The sequence below is a fragment of the Anaerostipes faecalis genome, from assembly GCF_018982945.1.
Taxonomy (GTDB): domain Bacteria; phylum Bacillota; class Clostridia; order Lachnospirales; family Lachnospiraceae; genus Anaerostipes; species Anaerostipes faecalis.
Genome location: NZ_JABRXE010000013.1, coordinates 26157 through 45805, shown reverse-complemented (window position 1 = coordinate 45805; position 19649 = coordinate 26157). Strand labels below are relative to the sequence as shown.

The 19649-nt window shown below is 34.0% G+C and carries 25 protein-coding genes; 9 read left to right on the top strand and 16 right to left on the bottom strand.

From position 1 onward, the window contains the following. Positions 1-338: 338 nt before the first annotated feature. From KTB61_RS11690 to KTB61_RS13295, 3 genes are all read right to left on the bottom strand, one after another. Positions 339-857, bottom strand: coding sequence for a CvpA family protein (locus KTB61_RS11690; RefSeq protein WP_075759754.1), 519 nt, complete (start codon positions 855-857; stop codon positions 339-341). 13 nt (positions 858-870) lie between these two features. Further along, positions 871-2064 (bottom strand): DUF5711 family protein, encoded by a 1194-nt coding sequence (locus KTB61_RS11685; RefSeq protein WP_075759753.1) that lies wholly within the window; start codon positions 2062-2064, stop codon positions 871-873. An 82-nt stretch (positions 2065-2146) separates the two neighbouring features. Further along, on the bottom strand, positions 2147-3304 hold the full coding sequence (locus KTB61_RS13295) for a LysM peptidoglycan-binding domain-containing protein (RefSeq protein WP_216697573.1): 1158 nt from the start codon (positions 3302-3304) through the stop codon (positions 2147-2149). A 161-nt stretch (positions 3305-3465) separates the two neighbouring features. Between KTB61_RS13295 and yyaC the strand changes: the two genes are divergently transcribed. Beyond that, on the top strand, positions 3466-4038 hold the full coding sequence (yyaC, locus tag KTB61_RS11675; protein WP_230973739.1) for a spore protease YyaC: 573 nt from the start codon (positions 3466-3468) through the stop codon (positions 4036-4038). On the opposite strand, the gene KTB61_RS11670 is transcribed toward yyaC, so the two are convergent. After that, entirely contained in the window at positions 4004-5059 is a 1056-nt protein-coding gene (locus KTB61_RS11670; RefSeq protein ID WP_216697572.1) for a PTS transporter subunit IIC, read from the bottom strand. The two genes, yyaC and KTB61_RS11670, sit on opposite strands and share 35 nt — an antisense overlap. A gap of 142 nt (positions 5060-5201) precedes the next feature. On the opposite strand from KTB61_RS11670, the gene KTB61_RS11665 reads away from it, so the two are divergent. The 4 genes from KTB61_RS11665 to KTB61_RS11650 all read left to right on the top strand — a co-directional run bounded on the left by KTB61_RS11665 (position 5202) and on the right by KTB61_RS11650 (position 7534). Further along, positions 5202-5468, top strand: coding sequence for a hypothetical protein (locus KTB61_RS11665; RefSeq protein ID WP_216697571.1), 267 nt, complete (start codon positions 5202-5204; stop codon positions 5466-5468). A gap of 117 nt (positions 5469-5585) precedes the next feature. Beyond that, entirely contained in the window at positions 5586-6137 is a 552-nt protein-coding gene (locus KTB61_RS11660) for a sigma-70 family RNA polymerase sigma factor (protein ID WP_216697570.1), read from the top strand. Next, entirely contained in the window at positions 6130-6837 is a 708-nt protein-coding gene (locus KTB61_RS11655; protein ID WP_216697569.1) for a DUF4367 domain-containing protein, read from the top strand. Before KTB61_RS11660 ends, KTB61_RS11655 begins: the two co-directional genes overlap by 8 nt. Before the next feature lie 289 nt (positions 6838-7126). Beyond that, entirely contained in the window at positions 7127-7534 is a 408-nt protein-coding gene (locus KTB61_RS11650; protein WP_216697568.1) for a hypothetical protein, read from the top strand. Positions 7535-7901: 367 nt separating this feature from the next. On the opposite strand, the gene KTB61_RS11645 is transcribed toward KTB61_RS11650, so the two are convergent. The 5 genes from KTB61_RS11645 to KTB61_RS11625 form a co-directional block, all read right to left on the bottom strand. Beyond that, positions 7902-8420 carry a dUTP diphosphatase gene (locus tag KTB61_RS11645; protein WP_216697567.1) on the bottom strand — a complete coding sequence of 173 codons (519 nt, stop codon included), beginning with the start codon at positions 8418-8420 and terminating at the stop codon, positions 7902-7904. 84 nt (positions 8421-8504) lie between these two features. Beyond that, positions 8505-9311: a delta-lactam-biosynthetic de-N-acetylase gene (locus KTB61_RS11640; RefSeq protein ID WP_075759746.1), complete on the bottom strand. Its 807-nt coding sequence runs from the start codon at positions 9309-9311 to the stop codon at positions 8505-8507. 44 nt (positions 9312-9355) lie between these two features. Beyond that, a complete protein-coding gene (locus tag KTB61_RS11635; protein WP_075759745.1) occupies positions 9356-10045 on the bottom strand; it encodes a hypothetical protein in 690 nt (229 codons plus the stop codon). 84 nt (positions 10046-10129) lie between these two features. Continuing rightward, on the bottom strand, positions 10130-10822 hold the full coding sequence (locus KTB61_RS11630; RefSeq protein ID WP_075760563.1) for a 5'-methylthioadenosine/adenosylhomocysteine nucleosidase: 693 nt from the start codon (positions 10820-10822) through the stop codon (positions 10130-10132). A gap of 147 nt (positions 10823-10969) precedes the next feature. Continuing rightward, positions 10970-11407, bottom strand: a complete 438-nt coding sequence (locus KTB61_RS11625; RefSeq protein WP_075759744.1) for a PTS sugar transporter subunit IIA — start codon at positions 11405-11407, stop codon at positions 10970-10972. A gap of 219 nt (positions 11408-11626) precedes the next feature. Between KTB61_RS11625 and KTB61_RS11620 the strand changes: the two genes are divergently transcribed. Both KTB61_RS11620 and KTB61_RS11615 read left to right on the top strand, forming a co-directional pair. Continuing rightward, positions 11627-11872: a TIGR03905 family TSCPD domain-containing protein gene (locus KTB61_RS11620; RefSeq protein ID WP_075759743.1), complete on the top strand. Its 246-nt coding sequence runs from the start codon at positions 11627-11629 to the stop codon at positions 11870-11872. A 13-nt stretch (positions 11873-11885) separates the two neighbouring features. Then, positions 11886-12956, top strand: a complete 1071-nt coding sequence (locus tag KTB61_RS11615) for an undecaprenyldiphospho-muramoylpentapeptide beta-N-acetylglucosaminyltransferase (RefSeq protein ID WP_216697566.1) — start codon at positions 11886-11888, stop codon at positions 12954-12956. An 88-nt stretch (positions 12957-13044) separates the two neighbouring features. On the opposite strand, the gene KTB61_RS11610 is transcribed toward KTB61_RS11615, so the two are convergent. The 4 genes from KTB61_RS11610 to KTB61_RS11595 form a co-directional block, all read right to left on the bottom strand. Continuing rightward, the gene (locus KTB61_RS11610; RefSeq protein ID WP_075759741.1) at positions 13045-14205 is read right to left on the bottom strand and encodes a hypothetical protein; all 1161 of its coding nucleotides are present in this window, start codon (positions 14203-14205) and stop codon (positions 13045-13047) included. 130 nt (positions 14206-14335) lie between these two features. Further along, complete coding sequence (locus KTB61_RS11605) at positions 14336-14887, bottom strand: 5-formyltetrahydrofolate cyclo-ligase (protein WP_216697565.1); 552 nt, start codon at positions 14885-14887, stop codon at positions 14336-14338. Positions 14888-14977: 90 nt separating this feature from the next. Further along, positions 14978-15883 (bottom strand): 1-phosphofructokinase, encoded by a 906-nt coding sequence (gene pfkB / locus KTB61_RS11600; protein WP_075759739.1) that lies wholly within the window; start codon positions 15881-15883, stop codon positions 14978-14980. After that, positions 15884-16627, bottom strand: a complete 744-nt coding sequence (locus KTB61_RS11595; protein ID WP_216697564.1) for a DeoR/GlpR family DNA-binding transcription regulator — start codon at positions 16625-16627, stop codon at positions 15884-15886. Between the two features lie 225 nt (positions 16628-16852). Here KTB61_RS11595 and KTB61_RS11590 point away from each other — a divergent pair, with 225 nt between their 5' ends. Beyond that, entirely contained in the window at positions 16853-17203 is a 351-nt protein-coding gene (locus KTB61_RS11590) for a cupin domain-containing protein (protein ID WP_075759737.1), read from the top strand. 43 nt (positions 17204-17246) lie between these two features. Further along, positions 17247-17462: a hypothetical protein gene (locus KTB61_RS11585; RefSeq protein WP_075759736.1), complete on the top strand. Its 216-nt coding sequence runs from the start codon at positions 17247-17249 to the stop codon at positions 17460-17462. Between the two features lie 176 nt (positions 17463-17638). Here the strand turns inward: KTB61_RS11585 and KTB61_RS11580 are convergent, their stop codons facing one another. Genes KTB61_RS11580 through KTB61_RS11570 form a run of 3 tightly spaced genes read right to left on the bottom strand, consistent with a single transcriptional unit; the run spans position 17639 to position 19643 of the window. Then, positions 17639-17848 carry a response regulator gene (locus KTB61_RS11580; RefSeq protein ID WP_216697563.1) on the bottom strand — a complete coding sequence of 70 codons (210 nt, stop codon included), beginning with the start codon at positions 17846-17848 and terminating at the stop codon, positions 17639-17641. A 13-nt stretch (positions 17849-17861) separates the two neighbouring features. Then, positions 17862-19139 carry a serine--tRNA ligase gene (gene serS, locus KTB61_RS11575; RefSeq protein WP_216697562.1) on the bottom strand — a complete coding sequence of 426 codons (1278 nt, stop codon included), beginning with the start codon at positions 19137-19139 and terminating at the stop codon, positions 17862-17864. Positions 19140-19151: 12 nt separating this feature from the next. Then, positions 19152-19643, bottom strand: coding sequence for a DUF4446 family protein (locus KTB61_RS11570; RefSeq protein WP_216697561.1), 492 nt, complete (start codon positions 19641-19643; stop codon positions 19152-19154). Positions 19644-19649 lie beyond the last annotated feature (6 nt).

Here is a 19649-nt window from a genome sequence, read left to right as displayed (position 1 = left end):
CCATCTTTGTTCCTGTTTGTCAAGAACTTTTTTATCTTTTCAAAAGTCATATTTGATGATGTTGTTTTTTCCTGTCTCTCAAAGACAGCTTACATATAATATCACGGGATTCACCCAGTGTCAACTATTTTTTTGATTTTTTTTACATATTTTTTCTCATATCTTAATTATAACCATAACAAAGCGGAAAAGTCCGCTTGAATTTCCTATGCAACAAAAAAAGCGTACCACAAAATGTGGAATTAAATCCTCCATTTTATGATACGCCATACATTATCATGTAATTTAATTTAAATCTGTCTCTACATATTAAAATCAATAAGCATCTTTCAAAAAAGTTATATATTATTCAATTTCGAATAATTAAGTATTTCCTCAAAAGGATTATTTTGAATCATATATGCTACTTTTTCGTCACTAGACATAATCTGATTATATGTATCTGTCATTCCTACCAAAGGCATCATAGAAACAAAAAATAAAAGAAAAGCAATAACCAATACTCCTTTTGTAAAACCTAAAAGACCTCCTGCTGCCTTATTCACAAATCCAATTCCCGGAAGATCATTTACCTTGTTCAGAAAATGTAAAATCACAGAAAATATAAGTCTTACTATAATAGTTGTAATAATAAATGCAATAACATAAGTTATGTGATCTGATAATATGTTCCCTTGAATCTGCGGAAAATATTTAATCACAAACGGCTTCACCTCATCAGCCCCGTAAAAAGCTATAGCAAAAGTTAAAATCCATGCAACCAACATTAACAATGATTTTAAAAAGCCTCTTCGGTAACCAACAACAATCTGAAATAATAAATACACCCCAAAAATAATTAAAATAATTTCTCCCATAGTACTTCACTCCTTATCGTAAGCAAATTAACTCCGTCTTATTTTCATAAGCCACTAAATACTTACGTGTTTTTCCAGTTGGTGATATATCCAAAATTCTTTTTTTAAAATCCTTATCAAACATCTCATGTCCGGCAAAATTAAAAATGGAACAATGATAATTTCCTGTTACCATTAATTCTTTTTTTCCAAGCACTACTTTATTATATTCTGATGAAAAGCCTTTGGACATAATCTCTCTTCCCGATTTATTATATATTTTAGCCTCAAACTTTTCTTCATCATTCTTTTTCTGATTTTCAATAATCATCGCAATATATTTATCATTGACAGAAACACTCTTCACGGATTTTTCTATTTTAACTTCCTTCTGTTTTGATGGTGATTTCCCAGCCTTAAAAATGATAAGTTTCCCATCACCTACTGCACACAGCCTTGAATCTCCCATAAAATTAATTTTAGGTATAATTGTATCAGATTCATCAAATCCAGCAATCAGCTGATCTTCTTTTTCCTGACCATCTTCTCCAAAATTATAAAAAGCAATCCTGCTTTTTGTTTTGATTCCATCTACTACCAGATAACTTACTGCAAGATTCTCTCCATCACTAGATAAATCTATATCCATCGGATATCCATTCTGATCTCCGGTTGTTTTTATCCTTACTAATTTTTTCTGTGCTGATTCATATAGCTCAATATAATTTGCATTTTCTCCTTGAAGAATCAATGCAATAACTCCCTGGCTTGCCACTTCAACATCTATGATTGGATATGATACACTGAATTGTTTTATATGTCCATCTGCATCCAGTAAAACAACCTCATTTCCATTTTTTGAAGCAATAACAATATATTCTTTACAATACGAAGCAATAGGATTTTTCAAAGAAAAAGTCTGATTCCACTTGGTCTGCCCATTTCCATCTAAAAATGATACACCATCTTCACTATAACTAATGGTTCCACTCTTATACGCAAAAGATTTCACTGACTCAGATAAATCTTTTGTTATAGACTTTACAACCTTCATACTGTGATAAGTCCGATATCGATAAGCAAAAAAACTCAGTACGCAAACAACCGCCAATGTTATAAGAAGCACCTTTCGATACTTTTTCTTCTTATCCTGAATAATAGCTGCCTTTTGAAAATTTTCATTACTATTAATATAAAGAGAAAAACCTGCTTTCGTCTTTTGTTCCATAGAACCCCTTCCAATCTACATTAACTTAGCATCTGAATATGGGTATTATACAACATTTCCAAAGGTGGTGACAATCCCTCTTCTAGTTTATGCTTTTAGGAACAAGCAATTTCTGTCCTGGATAAATCTGATTTTCATTACTCAATCCATTGGCTTCCTTTATTTTTTTAACCATTGTCTGCGTTCCATATATTCTTTTACTAATAGAAACCAGAGTATCTCCTTTTCGAACAATGTATCTTTGATATGCACCGGCAGACTGGGTAACCGTATTCTCAGTGCTGTTTTTCGGACTTTCCGTTGTGGTCGTTTCAGAATTATATTCCGTTGTGGTCGTTGCCCTCTGTATGGTAGAAGAATCTGATGTTTCTTTTTCTTCTGACTCAGTATCCAGTGTAGATGGCATTTCTTTATCTGTTGAATCTACCTGTTCTTTAACTCCCTTTCCCATTGTATTAACTGCCCCACGGACAATATCTTTAAAATTTACTGTCGTATCATTTTGTACATAATAATACATGGTTCCACCCATAAATATAATAAGTGCCATAGCTGCTGCAGATGACATTTTTCGAATCAGACCTTTGCGCTGACTTGATTTGGTCTTTTGAGAAATCTTCTCTCGAAACTGACGGATTACCTTTTCATCTCTTTTTGCTTCAAGCATATTTTCATAAGATTGAGCTTCTTTAATTCTTTGATTTCGCTCTATCAGATATTCCTGCATCATAGGATTCTTTTCATAATATATATAGTATCCATTCTGACGTACCAGGTCTTGTCCTCGAAAAACATAAAATGCATCTTCCTGTTCCAGATAATCCATCATATAAAGGATTTTTCCTTCCCCTGGGAAATTTTCAAAATGAGTTTTTTTGATTTTATCATTTAATCGTACCGAAAATCCCATTCTGGATAAAGCCCACCCCATTACTTCCAGCTCAGGGAAGAATCTGTCCTTTTGCTGATAAATTTCTCTCCAGACATTATCATCAAACACAGTTTCATCCAAATCCAGTTCCAGATTCTGTCCTTCAATGGCCCCGCGAACAAAAATCACCGTGTCACTTCCTATAGACTTTTTTTCTCCAAACAAAATTGCTCCACGCACAAATGTATTTTTGTCAATTGCAATACTATTCAAAAAAGTAATGACGTAATCTTCAATGTAAACTTTTGTATGTCCCACCGGACTGCCGATCTGCCGGATATTTTTTGGTAACTGCTGCTCTGTCTTCACAAAAAAGCCTCCCTTTCTTCTATTGATAAAGAGACTTTATCATATTGTTTTTACTTTTTTTATCAAACCTCGTCGAAAGAAACTCTCTTTTTTTCTACATACTTTTTATTCTTTTGTATAAACTAGGAAGGCAAAGAAGACTAGAGCAGGAGGAAATTATTTTGTTTACCAGTAAAGTTTCATATTATTATCCAAGCGATCATAAAGCCTTCAAAAATTTTCAGAAAGATTTAAAACGAAAAATCCTCACCCAGCGAAAAAAAAATCAGCCGCTGGTTATCGTCTGTATTGGTACAGATCGTGCAACCGGCGACTGCCTTGGTCCTCTTGTAGGACAATATCTTCAACATAACACTTCCTATTTTTCTGTTTATGGCTGTCTATCACAGCCTGTCCATGCCCAAAATCTCACAGAAACTATCCGGCATATTTATCAGCTGCATACCGATCCGTTCATTATCGCCATAGATGCCTGCCTTGGGTGTACTGAACATATTGGTTATATCACACTTTCCAACATGCCTCTTCTTCCTGGTCAGGGAGTGTCAAAAAAGCTTCCTCCTATTGGAAACATCTCTATTACAGGAATTGTAAATACTTTTTCTGATTTCAATGAAGAAAAAATACAAAATACCAGACTTCACACAGTGGTCAAACTGGCTTCTTTTATTTCTTCTGCGATAGAAACGTCTTTTCCTCTTATATATCCAACTTCATATCGCCGGATTTTATGATTCCTGCACGACGCATTGCTTCCGAAATAAAATAAGTAAGAAACGCCGGAGCAATGATATGCATAATCAGAATCATAGCTGCAGCCGCTCCTGCAGATGTCCCTTCCGCAAGCATAGTCTTATATGCCATAATAGGACCAACCAGTCCTGCAGTTCCCATTCCAGAACCAATAGCATTATTTGTCATTTTTAAGATTACTGTTGAAACAGGTCCAAGAATTGCACTTGTTAAAATAGGAGGTATCCATATCCAAGGCTTTCTTATAATATTTGGCATTTGAAGCATTGATGTTCCAATTCCCTGCGCCAGAAGCCCTCCTACTTTATTTTCACGAAAACTTGCCACTGCAAATCCTATCATTTGGGAACAACAGCCCACTGTAGCCGCTCCCGCTGCAATTCCTGATAGATTAAGGATAACTCCCAGAGCTGCTGAACTGATTGGAAGTGTCAGACAAACTCCCATTAAAACAGAAACGATAATTCCCATAAGAAATGGCTGTTGCTGTGTTCCCCACTGAATCATCTCTCCAATCTGTTTCATAAAATCTGATATGTATGGACCAATCATAAGTCCTGCAAACCCACCAGCCAAAATTGTTATCATAGGTGTCAAAATAATATCCAGCTTTGTCCTTCCAACCAGAAGCCGGCCCAATTCAATTCCTATATAAGCTGCCACAAATGCACCTAATGGTTCTCCCGGTCCTGAAAGCAAAACACCACTTTTGATCACCACAGACCCACTCATTAATTTTGATGCAAATGCGCCAATCATACCTGCAGTTGCAGCCGAAGCACATACTAATGGAGTTTCTTTAAATCTGCTTGCAACTCCTACTCCAATTCCTGCACCTGTCAGTGCCTTTGCAACTGCTGCAATAGCGACAACGGTATTCCCTATATCTCCACCAACAAAACTTCCTATCTGCTCTAAAATGGTTCCTATGATCAATGTAGAGAAAAGACCAAGTGCCATACCTGATAAACCATCTATAAAGATTCTTCTCAAAAGCTTCATGTATTTTTCTCCTTTATTTTCTTTTTTTAAGTATATCACACCGATTATTCTTTACAAGAAACAAAAATAAATCTATACTAAAATCTCAGAAGTAAGTGTTTGTAATAATATAAGATAAAAATTAAAGAAAGCAGGAAATGTCATGTTTCGAATGTGGGGAAAATTATTCAGCAACCACCATATGCTGAAAGATACTGTTGTGTGTATTGATAATAATGATTTAAACCGAACTAGAAAGATTTATCAGGCTCTGGAAGAAATCTGTTACCAATTTGATCTGCAAAAACCTTTATGGTTGGAAACAAACAAGCAGGATTTCATCCGTCACAGCAAAACCCGGTTTACAGAAGACAGTTTTATAGAAACCATCGATTTTGATTATCTGGAAATCCAGGTTATTGAAGAATAATATTTGAAAGATTATTTACACCTTTTCGATATTTAAGTATACTAAAATTATAATTACAGCTTTTCCAAATAACGCAATTGTACTATAATTATTATATATTATGGAGATATTAATTATATGGAAAAACTGAACCAACATCCTGATAAAAAATATGATTCGCAGATTATTGCCGAATACTATTGTCAGTATGCTAACAAATTATATAATGCTGCTTTTAAATATACTTCCAACAAAAGCAATGCCGAAGATGCCGTTCAGGTTGTTTTTGAAAAAGTACTAAGATATCCGACAACTATTTTAAAAATCCAAGAGGATCAGGTACTGTTTTTTCTTCTTGTCATACTTCGTAATGTTATGATGACAATTGAAAAAGAATATCATAAGCACGATTACCTGCCTCTTGACTATGAAGATGGTAATGAATCTTACTATTTGGAAGATCCAATAGATGCATATATACACTTAATCAGTCTTGAATCTGTCAAAGAGAAGCTGTCTGCACTGAAGCCTCCTTTGCGGGATACATTACTGCTTCATTATGTCTATGGATTCAAATATAGAGAAATTGCAGCGACATATGATGTTTCTGAACGTACTATAAAGAAAAGAATTGCTCTTGCCAAAAAAGAGCTGCGAGCAATGTTTCGAAAAGAGGATTTCTATGAGTAAAAATATGAATAAAAAAATTGAAGACCAGGATAAGCTTCTCGATCACATCATTGAATACGGTGGAAAACAATACATAGATGATGAAATTGAAGAATTTGATCAAATCCCCGAACTGGAACTGTCCGATGAATTTAACCAGCGAATGGATAAGATGTTTAAAAATGCCTACAAGAAAGAAGTCCGTAAGGAACACATGCATCTTGCAAGAAGAGTTGCAGCCATTGCAATTGTTGTATTAGGTATTGTATCCGTAACAGCGATGAATGTAAAAGCATTTCGAGAGCCAGTGTTGAATTTTATATTTAAAAGAAATGAAACAAATAATAAAACACAAATTACTATTCATCATCTAGATAATTCAAAAGAGAAATATAAGTTCAAATATATTCCAAAAGGATATAAATGTACCAAAAAGCAACATTCTGATGGTAATACCCAATTAGTTTATAAATATTCCAATACAAAAAAAGATAATATTTATATTAAAATCCAGTATAATCAATCTTATACAAACTATTCGAAAATGATTAAAGATGACTATTCTGAGATTAAAGTTAATTCTCAAAATTATTATTTTATTGCTGGTAGTAAAAATAGATTGTTATGGTATCATCAACATACTATTTTTAATATTATTTCAACAAAATCTGAATCCGAATTACTCAATATAGCAAAAAACATTAAAATAATAAAAAAATAAAATTTTCTTATTTATCCACTACAAAAAAGGATGTCCTAAAATTACAAAAAATTTTAGGACATCCTTTTTTAATAAATCCTATATTTTTATAGAAAAATAGTAAGTAGTAAACCATTCATCCTTATTGTGTCTACAAGATTGCATAAACAAACCAATTTTACACTTCACATCAATTACATATTTTATCGAGCATTTTTACAATTTATTAAAGAGAATATTTTTGTATTTTTATTTCCCTTTTCTCCCTTGCTAATAATTTTTACATTAGTAAGGATAGAAAGGATTTTCTATGAAAAAAACACGAAAAATAATTACTCTCTTATTAATTTGTATTATTGCTTTTGTATCAATTACTACTCCTGTTTCTGCTGCTGATAGTTGGGCTGGATTTGAAGATGTTACAATTGGTCTTTCTTTTGGCACCTTAGGCAAAGCTTCATTTTACACCACTGTTATCCCAAGTACAGATTCCTATTATTCCACAATCAATATGAAATTACAACGATACTCCGATGGTTCCTGGCATACATTAACCAGTGGAACCTATGGAGACACCAGTGTAAATATGTACAGTCGCTCCTACTACGTTACCAAAGGCTACACCTACCGTGTTTACAGTAAAGTTAACATTTATAAATCCAAAGGTGGAGCTTTTGTCAACAGCGATACCTTTACCTACAAACGCAGCTATAAATAACAATCAAAAGATGAACTAAAAACATTGTTTTAAAAATCCTTACTCGTCAAAAATTAAACCTTCAGGTGGCAGACAAACGTCTGTCTTTTTGGCGTGATATAAATAATTTGAATTTTTTTTTGGATTTTAGTTCCCCTTTTGACGAAAAAATTGGTTTATGAAATAAGAGGGATATGACGATATATATATTAGTAACAAAAAATTAAGCACAAATGTAAGGCAAAGTTTCTCACCTAACCACTCAAATTCACAGGCAGGGAGGCGATGCACTATCACTTTTTTATATCTCTTTGAAGAGTCATATTCCTCTTATTCCCAAAATAAACGGCCGAAGTCCTCACCAGACTCCGGCCATATTTTTACCCATCTACTTTTTAACAGTTGTACTTCCAAATCCACCATTACGTACTTCTTTCACATTGTCATCTAAAGTGATTCCATACTGCATAAAGATTCCCTGCACCATTCCTGTTCCTTTTGCCACAGATACGGTCTTCCCTTCATTGGTATCATTTGTCAGCTTCACAAAAATATGACCCTCATTATCAGAATAGAAATAATCACTATCAATAATTCCAACAGTATTATTCATCTGAAGACGGAATTTAAATCCTAAGCCACTTCTTGGAAAAATATTCAATACCCAGTCTTCCTCAATAAAAACCCGGATTCCTGTAGGAATTTTTATGGTTTCTCCTGGTTCGAGGGTAAAATCTACCGGACTGAAGAAATCATATCCTGCTGATCCCCTGGTTGCTCTCTTTGGCAATTGGATATCATCATAAATCTTTCTGATATCCTCTAATGAAGTTTCTGGAAAACTATCCTTCCAGCTTTCTTCAAACTGTGCATAACTTACTTTGTGAAATTGTGCAATTTTCTTCATGGTGTCTCCTATAATCTCTTTATAAATCTTTTCCTTCTAAACTCTAAAATGTTACATATATTTTATCAAACAACAAATTCCCTTTCAATAGTCCGGCAATTTTTTCAAAGAAAGAAATTGATATCCTTTTTTTCTAAGAGTACAAATCACTCTGCTTAAAGCATTTGCATTGGATTTAGAAACATTATGGATCAGCGGAATAGCACCATTATGATAATTTTGTTTAAAATGATTAATCACATATTCTTCTCCCGGCTGATTATTTACATCATAATCCAAATAAGCTATACTCCAGAAAATGGTTTTATATCCCATCTCCTTAACTACTTTCAATGTGCGTTCACTATATTCTCCCATTGGCGGTCGAAAAAATCTATCCATTTCATATCCAGTAGCCTCTTTACAAAATTCTGAACAATCATTAATCTCCTGCTTTATATCCCTGTCGCTTAAAGAAGGCATACTCTTGTGGTGAACTGTGTGATTTCCCACCACATGTCCTTCCTTTTTCATTCGTTTCACCAGATCCGGATTTTCACGAATAAATGCCTTCGTTACAAAAAAACCAGCTGGTACTTTTTCCTTTTTTAAAACATCAAGAATTTTCGGTGTAAATCCATTTTCATATCCACAATCAAAGGTTAAATACATACATTTTTTCTTCCCCGCCTTTGGATCTACATAGTAGGCATCATATCTTGATAAATCAACTTTATCTGATGCCTGAGGAATTGCATGATCCTGGTTTCTTTTTATCCACCAGCTCTCTTTCTCATCTTGTCCCTGCGCCAAAGTCTCCTGACTCTTTCGGATTTCGCTGTTTTTTTGTCGGCTACAGCCACTGATTGAAAGTATTATCATGACAATTAATACTAAAATTTCATGTTTCATAACACATAAATCCTTTTTTACTATTGTATGAAACATTCCGGGGTTTATAAGTCATTTATAAAATCTTTTAATGTCTGCAAATCTTCCTGTGTCAGATGAAATTCCTTTGCACTGGCAATCTGCTCCCAATGATCAACTATTTGCTCCGTCTTTTCTTTTTCCTCTTGGATTACAGCCTTCTGCCTTAGCTGCTCTTTTTTATTTTTCTGGTTTTTTGCTATTGTTTTATCAACCCGATTAGGCATAACATTTTCCAGAAAATGTATCAGATTTGCACGAATCAACTGTTTTGTATGATCAAGACGAAACAGGTAATCTAACATGAAAATGCCTATACCCGCCGAAATACTTATCATCAGACTTTGTATCCACAAAAAAGGATCTGCTCCAGCAACAATTCCCCTTACAGATCCTATACATCCCAGCAGAACACATAAAATACTGCAGAAACCAGGAATCTGCTCCCAGAAGGATGCATTTATCCCCAGTATCTTATGATTTTCAAAATACTTATCCACAATACATGCAATATTATGTACATTTGCATCCAGCTGATAATAATTTTCAAACTTTTTCTTTAGTACACCAATCCAGTTTCTTGAAGGTTGTTCCATATGGTCAGAAGCCAAAAGAAGTTTCCGGTAACTTTTCCATACCAGCAGTTTTGTCAAAAGACCAACTGCTGCCAACACACATAATCCCTGTACAAAATATGTTTCCCTTAAAATTCCCATACGCCTGTCTCCTTTTATTTCTTTGATTATTATTATAAAAGCATGCTTATAGAAAATTAAGAAAAATCATCCTGCAAAGTTAGACTACTCTTTGTCCAAAATACCAAGAACCAGACGAACAATATGTTTAATTGCTGCTTTTTCAAATTCTTCGTAGCTTCCTGTTGCTTCCTGATCGGCCTTATCGGAGATAGCACGTAAAATAATAAACGGAATTTTATTTAAATAAGCGGCCTGAGCCATAGCTGCACCTTCCATTTCAGCACAATATCCATCAAAACATTCAATCAACTGATGTTTCTTTTCATTATCAGAAATAAACTGGTCTCCACTTACAACTCTTCCAACAAAACACTGAATTTCCGGATTTACCTCCCTGCATGTTTCCTGTGCAAGCTCAACCAGCTGCTGATCTGCTTCAAATATAGAAACTTCCATCCTTGGAATCATTCCCAATTCATATCCAAAAGCTGTAGCATCCATATCATGCTGAATAGCATCACTGGAAATCACAATATCTCCTACTTCAATATCTTTGAACAAACCTCCTGCTACACCCGTATTAATCAAATGAGTCACCTGAAATTTATCAATTAAAATCTGTGTACAAATTGCCATATTAACTTTTCCAATACCACTTTGTACAACAACCACTTCTTTTTTCTTTAAAATACCTTTATAAAAAGTCATTCCTGCCTGAAATGAAGATTCCTTGTCTTCCATTTCATCAATCAGTAAACTGACCTCTTCTTCCATTGCACCAATGATTCCAATAATCATTTATATTTCCTCCTAAACTATTCATTTTCTATGTTTATATTGCCTATTTTCTTTTCACATGTCAATATATGTAACAACAAAAAAATGCTCTGTATATATTTATACAGAACATTTCAATTTTAAAATAAAATGTTTTTAAATTCCTTATACATCTACATCTGATAAAATATCAAGTACCTTTTTCTTAGAATCTGCTGTGCGAAGCTGTTCAACTTTATCCAGATCAGAACATGTAATCGCCAATTTTGCAAGGATATCCAAATGTTCATCATTGACACCCGCAATTCCAATTACAATATAGGCTTTCTTTCCTTCTCCAAAATCAACACCTTCTGGAACCTGAATAAAAGATACACCTGATGCTTTAATAAATTTTTCTGAACCTGCAACACCATGAGGAATTGCCACTCCATTTCCAATATAAACAGAGACTTTTTCATCTCTCTCAATCATTGCATCAATATACTCCGGATCTACACATCCACGATCTAATAACATCTGTCCTGCTTTTTTAATAGCTGTAATCTTATTATCAAAAGATTCATTTAATAAAATGCTATTCTCATCAAATACGTTACCCATATACCTATACCTCACACTTCTTTGTAATACCAGTTTTCTATTTATATAATAATGGTAGCATACAAAAAATTAACAGGCTAGTAAAAGAATTTATAGATTTGTCAATTTTCATCGTGACAAATTTTTCTTTTTTCATGGACTATGATATAATATCCAGAAAGACTAAAATTATTATATTCTTATTATTAACATATTATATAAAAACAGGAGGTATACATCATGATATATAAAACAAAAGGAACCTGTTCCAGTGCCATTGAATTTGAAATAGCAGAAGGTATTATTACTGATCTTAAATTTCATGGCGGATGTCAGGGAAATACCACCGGCGTGGCAGCTTTAGCCAAAGGACGGCCAGTAGATGAAGTCATTGACAAATTATCCGGTATCCAATGTGGTTTCCGTGGTACATCCTGCCCTGACCAGTTATCACTGGCATTAAAGGCATATAAACAAAATCAGTAAATCAGGAGGCGTTATGAAACGTATTGTATTAACAGGTGGAGGTACTGCCGGCCATGTTACCCCAAATATGGCTCTTGTCCCAAAATTAATTGATGAAGGGTATGAAATTTCCTATATTGGTTCTTACAATGGTATGGAAAAAAAATTGATAGAAGATATTGGAATCCCTTATTATGGAATTTCCTCAGGAAAACTCCGCAGATATTTTGATTTAAAAAACTTTACCGATCCATTTCGTGTTATTAAAGGATATTTTGAAGCAGGAAAACTCTTATCCAGATTAAAACCAGATGTAATCTTTTCAAAAGGCGGCTTTGTAACTGTTCCTGTTGTAATGGCAGCCAAAAAAAGAAAAATACCGGTTATCATTCATGAATCTGATATGACTCCTGGTCTTGCCAATAAGCTTAGTATTCCAAGTGCCAGCAAAATCTGCTGTAATTTTCCTGAAACTGTAGAACATCTTCCGGAAGGCAAAGCTGTACTTACCGGATCTCCAATTCGCGAGGAATTATTCCAGGGAAAAAAGGAAGAAGGTTTAAAACTCTGTAACTTTTCACAAGATAAACCAGTTCTTCTTGTTATTGGTGGAAGCCTTGGCTCTGTGGCAATAAATCGTGCCATCCGTGATAATATGGATCAGCTCCTGGAAAAATACCAGATTATCCACCTATGTGGTCGTGGTAATCTGGATCAGACATTAGCTGACACACAAGGCTATAAACAATTTGAATATGTCAAGAAGGAATTAAAACATTATTTTGCCTGCGCAGATATTGTTGTATCCCGGGCTGGAGCTAATGCTATTTGTGAACTTCTTTCTTTAAGAAAACCAAATATTCTGATTCCACTTGGACTGGAAGCCAGCCGTGGTGATCAGATTCTCAATGCTGAATCTTTCGAAAAACAAGGATACAGCTATGTACTTCAGGAAAAAGATGTGACCAGCGAGACATTGCTAAATGCTGTTAACACAGTATATGCCAACCGCCAGAGTTACATTGATGCTATGAACCATAGTGAACTGGCCAATCCAATTGAGACCATTGTAAATCTTGCAAATAAACTGGCTTCAAAAAGGTAATATCTGTACAAAGAAAGGACGTGAGAGATGCTGATTAAATATCAGCTTCTGCAACACGCCCTTTTTTATGTTGTATCATTCTTATATTCTATTTAAACTTCACATAGTAATATCCATTGGTTCTTTTCCCAACTTTTGAGACTTTGACATAATATGTTGCCTTTGTTTTTGGCAGCTTATATGAATATGTACTGTCGCCTGTCAGTGTTTTGGTTTTTACCGGTTTTTTTCTTCCATAACGGTAAATAGTAAATTTAAACTTTCCATTATCTGCATCACCATTTAATACAATAGCTCTTCTCTTTTTAGCAGATGTTACTTTTATTTTATACCATCGGGATGCTTTTTCTCCGGTTGTATAAACATTCTCTTTGGTCTCCCTTGATCTGATATTAACTGCTTTTGATTTACTATAGGTTACACTTTTTTTGTGAGGTTCATTGATATATTCAACTGTACACGCCTGATTGGTTCCTGCCTTTAATATCAGTCGGTAAGTGCCTGCTTTCAATCCATATGTGCAGATTGTAATGTCCTCAGCCGTTGTATAATAAGTCTTTCCAATTGGCACCCATTTTCCTTTTATTCTTCTTTGAATATAAGATACTACAGTCCCTCCATTCTCTGTAACAGGTGACAGTTTCATATATGCAACAGAACGTTTCTTTAATGTAAATGTATGATAAGTCGGTGTTCCTTTTCCCTTTTGCAGATGAATACTATCATCTGTTAATGTATAAAAATCATTTTTCAAAGTATATGTCATTACAAAGGCTTCTTTAGTATGAGAAGGCATCTCTACATAGAAAACATCTCCGGCTTTTGCATCAACTTCTATATATGTTCCCGTATCTTCAGGGATATTCCCCATGAACTTCATATCCTTATTATACAAAGCTGTTCTGCCCTGATTTTCATAAGAAACTGATAAAAATAAAGTACCACTTTCCACAACAGTTACTTTTATTTTATTATTTTCTTTAAAAAAATTCTCATTATAATATTTCATTCCTCCAGTTAACATATATTTTAACGCATCAATAGCAGAATCAAAACGATATGATTTGATTTCTGGTCTGTTCCATTCTTCAGGTTCAGTTTTTTTGCCTTTCTTTTCAATCTTTTTCTGTGCAATCTTAAAAACATCCTGTGGAGCAATAAAATCTTCTGCAGCACTTACATACGTAACAGGAAATAACAATATAACGCAACATATAATAGCCAGACATACTTTCAATATTTTTTTCATTATTCTACCTCCTCAAAAAATAACAATGACCATAATAAACAGCATAGACACCATCGGATGTTTTTCCATCCTCAGAAACCTTAATATAAAATGTTCCTTTCTTCTTTTTATATTAATACAAATCTCAGCTTCAAAATATTTCATCTGCTTCAAAAATAATCCGATCCATCTTTATATCATGTTCATCCGTTGGAATTTGAGAAATCATTAGCTTTTTCCAGCATAGAAGGACTTTGGGAAAAACTGTATTCTGAAGATAACGGTCATAGAACCCTGCTCCATGCCCAAGTCTTCTTTTCTCCATATCTGCTGAGACACAAGGAATAATACCAAGTTCTATATCAGAAGCATCTATTAAAGGACATGTTTTTTTTGGTTCCATGATTCCATAAGCCCCTTTTTCCAAATCATCAAATAAATTTATCTGTCTTATCTCCATAACTCCTTTACTGATGCATAAAGGTACGCCAACCCGTTTTCCCTGTTCCAGGGCAAATCCCAGAATTGGCCATGTATTAACTTCATCTTCCATACTCACATAGCAAAAAAGCGTCTCTGCATTCTTATATTCAGTCAATTGCAAAACCTGTCTTAAAATTGACTGATTTGCCTTTTCTTTATACTCCATAGACAATTCTTTTTTTCTCTGACTAACTAATTTTCTTGCCTGATTTTTTGTCATAATCTTCTCCTAAAACAAAATGAGCCTGGTTGTTCACTCAAGCTCATTCTATCATATTTATATTACATTTCTATTACTATTGGATAAATATTACAATTGTTTATATAATTCCATAATTTTTTCACCAGTAGCAAGATCTTCTGAAAATGCACTTGCACTTCCTGCAGCAGTTCCCATCTTTAATGCTTCATTATAATCTCCATTGCTTCTTAAATATCCTGTTATAAATCCTGCAACCATGGAATCTCCTGCTCCTACAGAGTTCTTAACTTCACCTTTTGGACAAGGGGAAATATGTACTTCTCCCGCTTCTGTAATTAGGATTGCTCCATCTCCTGCCATGGATACCAGTACATTTCTTGCTCCTTTTTCCTGAAGTTTTTTCGCATACTCAATAATTTCATCATTATTTTTTAATACTACCCCAAACATCTCACCCAGTTCGTGATTATTTGGTTTAATTAAAAACGGATGGTATTTTAATACATTTAATAACAAATCTTTTGTTGCATCTACAACGATCTGAATATCTTTTTCCTGAAGACGTTTCATAATTCTTTCATAAATATCTTCTGGAAGACTTGCCGGAATACTTCCTGCAAGAACAAGCATATCACCGTCCTTAAGCTGATCCAGTTTATCAAACATCTTTTCCAGCTCATCATCATGAATTACAGGTCCCAATCCGTTGATTTCACTTTCTTCATTGGATTTAATCTTAACATTAATTCTTGTCATACCTTCACGGAGACGGATAAAATCAGGAGTAAATCCAAGTTCTTTTGCTCCAGCTTCAATAGCATCTCCTGTAAACCCTGCAATAAATCCAAGTCCTACACTATCAATTCCAAGATTAGATAAAACATTGGAAACGTTAATTCCTTTTCCTCCACAATACATATCCTCTCTTGTTGTACGATTTACCATACCAAGTGTTAGATCATCAACTTTAATTACATAGTCAATAGCCGGGTTGAATGTTACTGTGTAAATCATTTAAAATACCTCCTTAATGGTTGTCAGGTGATTCAAATCTTTATTCTTTAACTGATCTGTAATAATAACTGCATCTTCGATATTTCCAAACTTTACAGACGATATATTGTGAAATTTGGAGTGATCTGCCAGAATATAAACTTCTCTGCAATGACTGAGAGCTTTTCTCTTTACCGATGCTTCTTTCAAATCAGGGGTTGTTAAACCACGATCTCCATCTATTCCATTGGTTCCAAAAAATCCTTTGGTAAAATTATATTTTTCCAGATTTTCCAAAGCATCATCTCCTACGACAGCCTCTGTCACAGCTTTGATCTCTCCTCCAATCAGAATCACATGAAATCCCGCATTCATCAGTTTCCTTGCATGTCCGATTCCATTGGTTACATAAGTTACATCCTGTTCTTTCAGATAGTCAATCATAAATTCTGTCGTTGTTCCGGCGTCAATATAAACAAAATCGTTGGAACTTACCAGATCGGCTGCATATTGAGCAATCTTCCTTTTTTCATCCAGATTCTTTTTGGATTTTAAAGTTACAGCTTCTTCCAGTGCAAATACGCTTTTAACAGCCGTTGCTCCTCCATGAACCTTGATCAGCAATCCCTGCTTATCCAATGCTGTTAAATCTCTACGAATGGTAGATTCTGAAGTATTCAATTGTCTCGTCAAATCTGACACAGACACTGACTGTTCTTTTCTCAGCAGTTCCAATATCTTTTCAAATCTTTCCTGTGCCAACATATGATCACCTCTAATTTATTATGCTTTCATTATACCACCAATTCAATCAAAGTCAATCATTTTCAATCACAAATAACCATTAGAATTTATTATTCCTTCATCATACTTTTACTTCCTGAAAGCTAATCCAATCCACAGCTCTTGTCATTTAAGACTACCATTGTTTTTTCTTTTCAAAGCATTTATACTAGACTTATCTAAATAAACCGGTATGGAGGTAGTGTTATGTATTTAAAAAGTGAAGATGTAGTAATGGAAGCTGTAGAAAACGCCCGCGGCGGAAAAGGTACTATTTACAAAACTTGTTTTCTAACAAAAGAAGAGATGAAAGACAGTAGCCGCCTTTTTGGAAAGGTTGTAATTCCTCCAGGATGTTCCTTTGGATATCATGAACATCACGGAGAAGGCGAAGCTTATCATTTTCTCCAGGGTAAAGGTCTCTACAATGATAACGGCAATGAATACGAAGTAAAAGCCGGTGATACAACTTATACACCAGATGGATGCGGACATGGTGTTGAGAATATCGGTGACGAAGATTTAATTTTAATCGCTTTAATCTTATTGGATAAATAAAATAAAAATCAGCCATACTTTAATAAAGGAGGCTGATTTTTTTATGGATAAAAAAATTAAAAATCAAAAAGAACTAACTAACGAACAGATTGACGAGAATATTTTTGACATGTGCAGTGTCTGCTCTGCAACAGAATGTACCGGACTAATTCGCGTTGAACCGGCAAATGACTATGAAGATGAAGCTTATGAAGATATTATGCCGTATAAACCGCCAATTCTTCCAAATGCAGATGATAAACCGGGAGGGAGTGATTAACTCCCATCCTCTATTCTTTCATTTTCTATTATCCGATATAATCAAAATAATTCTTTCTGAATATTGTTTACCATCACTTTAGATGTTATCAACATTCTTACATTAATTTTTATGGATTTTCCACAATTTCTTTTAAATCAGATTCTTTTACCAATAATCGGAATATCTGATCGTTTTCAAATTTTTCTGCATATATAGTAACCATCATAAACAGGCAGATTGATATCTAATAGTATCAAATCTGCCTGTTCCTTAACACAATCTTCAATTATTGTTTCATACCTTGTAAGCTCTATTGTACGATAACCGTACTTACCAAGAGACTTACATATTTCAGCACGGATAGGTTTATGATCTTCTATTATTAGAATCTTTCCCTTTTCCATATGCTTTCCTCTTTTATTTTATAACTTCCATTCCACCCATATATGGTCTTAATACTTCTGGAATACGAACTGTTCCATCAGCCTGAAGATTATTTTCCAGGAATGCAATTAACATTCTAGGTGGTGCCACTACTGTATTATTTAATGTATGAGCAAAGTAATTACCATCTTCACCTTTTATGCGAATACGTAATCTTCTTGCCTGTGCGTCACCTAAATTAGAACAGCTTCCAACTTCAAAATATTTTTTCTGTCTTGGAGACCATGCTTCTACATCTACTGATTTAACTTTTAAATCTGCTAAATCTCCTGAACAGCATTCCAATGTACGAACAGGAATATCCAGAGAGCGGAACAAATCAACTGTATTTTTCCACAATTTTTCATACCATTCTTTGCTATCTTCCGGTTTACATACCACGATCATTTCCTGTTTTTCAAACTGATGGATTCTGTATACTCCTCTTTCTTCAATTCCATGAGCACCTTTTTCTTTACGGAAACATGGAGAATAACTTGTTAAGGTTCTTGGCAGTGTTTCTTCCTCTAATGTTGTATCAATAAATTTACCAATCATTGAATGTTCACTTGTACCAATCAAGTATAAGTCTTCACCTTCAATTTTGTACATCATTGCATCCATTTCATCAAAGCTCATAACTCCTGTAACAACATTGCTTCGAATCATGAATGGAGGTACACAATAAGTAAATCCTCTGTTAATCATAAAATCTCTTGCATAGGAAATAACTGCAGAATGTAATCTTGCAATATCACCCATAAGATAGTAGAAACCATTTCCTGCAACTTTTCTTGCACTGTCTAAATCAATTCCGTTAAATTTTTCCATGATATCTGTATGATAAGGAATTTCGAAATCAGGTACTACAGGTTCACCGAATTTCTCTACTTCTACATTTTCACTATCATCTTTTCCAATTGGTACAGATGGATCGATAATATTTGGAATTGTCATCATAATCTTTTTGATTTTTTCTTCTACATCTTTTTCTTTTGCAGATAATTCCTCAATACGACCAGCCTGTGAAGTAACCTGTTTTTTCACTTCTTCTGCTTCTTCTTTTTTTCCTTGTCCCATCAATGCACCAATCTGTTTAGACAACTTATTACGGTTTGCACGTAATTCCTGTACTTCCTGTTTTATTTCTCTATTTTCTTTATCCAGTTCTATTACTTCATCTACCAGTGGTAACTTATGATCCTGAAATTTATTTTTAATATTCTGCTTTACCACATCCGGATTTTCTCTTAAAAATTTAATATCTAACATTTTTTCCTCCAATTATTGATTCATACAATTTTTTAATGTTTCTGATTCTTCTTTTGATAATGCTACTTTAGACTCACCATTCACTACTTCCTTCGCATAAACATAGGTGGCTTTTTGACTATTCATTCCATTTATTAAAGTACCATTATTATTTTTATCTAACAACGCGATAACAAAACTTGTATCTCCTCCCATTTCCCTAAATGCATTGTACTTATATACTTCCATTTTAGAAAATGATTTTGCATATTCTTCATCAACTTTTCTTATTTCTCTCTTAATTTCTTCTTGTTCGTTTTTCATAAGTTCCAGCTGATCAAATTTTTCAAATATGCTTTTTTCCAATGATTTGCCATCATTTCCCGATAAAAATGTTTTATAATTCTTTTTCAGTTTTCCCACTTTAGCTAAAAGTATAATAATGAGAATAAATTCAAGAACTACAAAACCGCCTAATCCCATGATGATATACAACATGTCTACACCTTGTAAAAAGTCCATCATTCCTCT

Excerpts from the sequence above, each read along its gene's own strand:
- serS (WP_216697562.1), bottom strand. The coding sequence starts at position 19,139 with ATGTTAGATATTAAATTTTTAAGAGAAAATCCGGATGTGGTAAAGCAG.
- KTB61_RS11665 (WP_216697571.1), top strand. The coding sequence starts at position 5,202 with ATGTTTCGAATGTGGGGAAAATTATTCAGCAACCACCATATGCTGAAA.
- KTB61_RS11690 (WP_075759754.1), bottom strand. The coding sequence starts at position 857 with ATGGGAGAAATTATTTTAATTATTTTTGGGGTGTATTTATTATTTCAG.
- KTB61_RS11610 (WP_075759741.1), bottom strand. The coding sequence starts at position 14,205 with ATGAAAAAAATATTGAAAGTATGTCTGGCTATTATATGTTGCGTTATA.
- KTB61_RS11625 (WP_075759744.1), bottom strand. The coding sequence starts at position 11,407 with ATGGGTAACGTATTTGATGAGAATAGCATTTTATTAAATGAATCTTTT.
- KTB61_RS11645 (WP_216697567.1), bottom strand. The coding sequence starts at position 8,420 with ATGAAGAAAATTGCACAATTTCACAAAGTAAGTTATGCACAGTTTGAA.
- KTB61_RS11620 (WP_075759743.1), top strand. The coding sequence starts at position 11,627 with ATGATATATAAAACAAAAGGAACCTGTTCCAGTGCCATTGAATTTGAA.
- KTB61_RS11650 (WP_216697568.1), top strand. The coding sequence starts at position 7,127 with ATGAAAAAAACACGAAAAATAATTACTCTCTTATTAATTTGTATTATT.
- KTB61_RS11640 (WP_075759746.1), bottom strand. The coding sequence starts at position 9,311 with ATGAAACATGAAATTTTAGTATTAATTGTCATGATAATACTTTCAATC.
- KTB61_RS11660 (WP_216697570.1), top strand. The coding sequence starts at position 5,586 with ATGGAAAAACTGAACCAACATCCTGATAAAAAATATGATTCGCAGATT.
- KTB61_RS11605 (WP_216697565.1), bottom strand. The coding sequence starts at position 14,887 with ATGACAAAAAATCAGGCAAGAAAATTAGTTAGTCAGAGAAAAAAAGAA.
- KTB61_RS11685 (WP_075759753.1), bottom strand. The coding sequence starts at position 2,064 with ATGGAACAAAAGACGAAAGCAGGTTTTTCTCTTTATATTAATAGTAAT.
- KTB61_RS11585 (WP_075759736.1), top strand. The coding sequence starts at position 17,247 with ATGGATAAAAAAATTAAAAATCAAAAAGAACTAACTAACGAACAGATT.
- KTB61_RS11655 (WP_216697569.1), top strand. The coding sequence starts at position 6,130 with ATGAGTAAAAATATGAATAAAAAAATTGAAGACCAGGATAAGCTTCTC.
- KTB61_RS11590 (WP_075759737.1), top strand. The coding sequence starts at position 16,853 with ATGTATTTAAAAAGTGAAGATGTAGTAATGGAAGCTGTAGAAAACGCC.
- KTB61_RS11570 (WP_216697561.1), bottom strand. The coding sequence starts at position 19,643 with ATGATGGACTTTTTACAAGGTGTAGACATGTTGTATATCATCATGGGA.
- KTB61_RS11615 (WP_216697566.1), top strand. The coding sequence starts at position 11,886 with ATGAAACGTATTGTATTAACAGGTGGAGGTACTGCCGGCCATGTTACC.
- KTB61_RS11595 (WP_216697564.1), bottom strand. The coding sequence starts at position 16,627 with ATGTTGGCACAGGAAAGATTTGAAAAGATATTGGAACTGCTGAGAAAA.
- KTB61_RS11635 (WP_075759745.1), bottom strand. The coding sequence starts at position 10,045 with ATGGGAATTTTAAGGGAAACATATTTTGTACAGGGATTATGTGTGTTG.
- pfkB (WP_075759739.1), bottom strand. The coding sequence starts at position 15,883 with ATGATTTACACAGTAACATTCAACCCGGCTATTGACTATGTAATTAAA.
- KTB61_RS11580 (WP_216697563.1), bottom strand. The coding sequence starts at position 17,848 with ATGGAAAAGGGAAAGATTCTAATAATAGAAGATCATAAACCTATCCGT.
- KTB61_RS11670 (WP_216697572.1), bottom strand. The coding sequence starts at position 5,059 with ATGAAGCTTTTGAGAAGAATCTTTATAGATGGTTTATCAGGTATGGCA.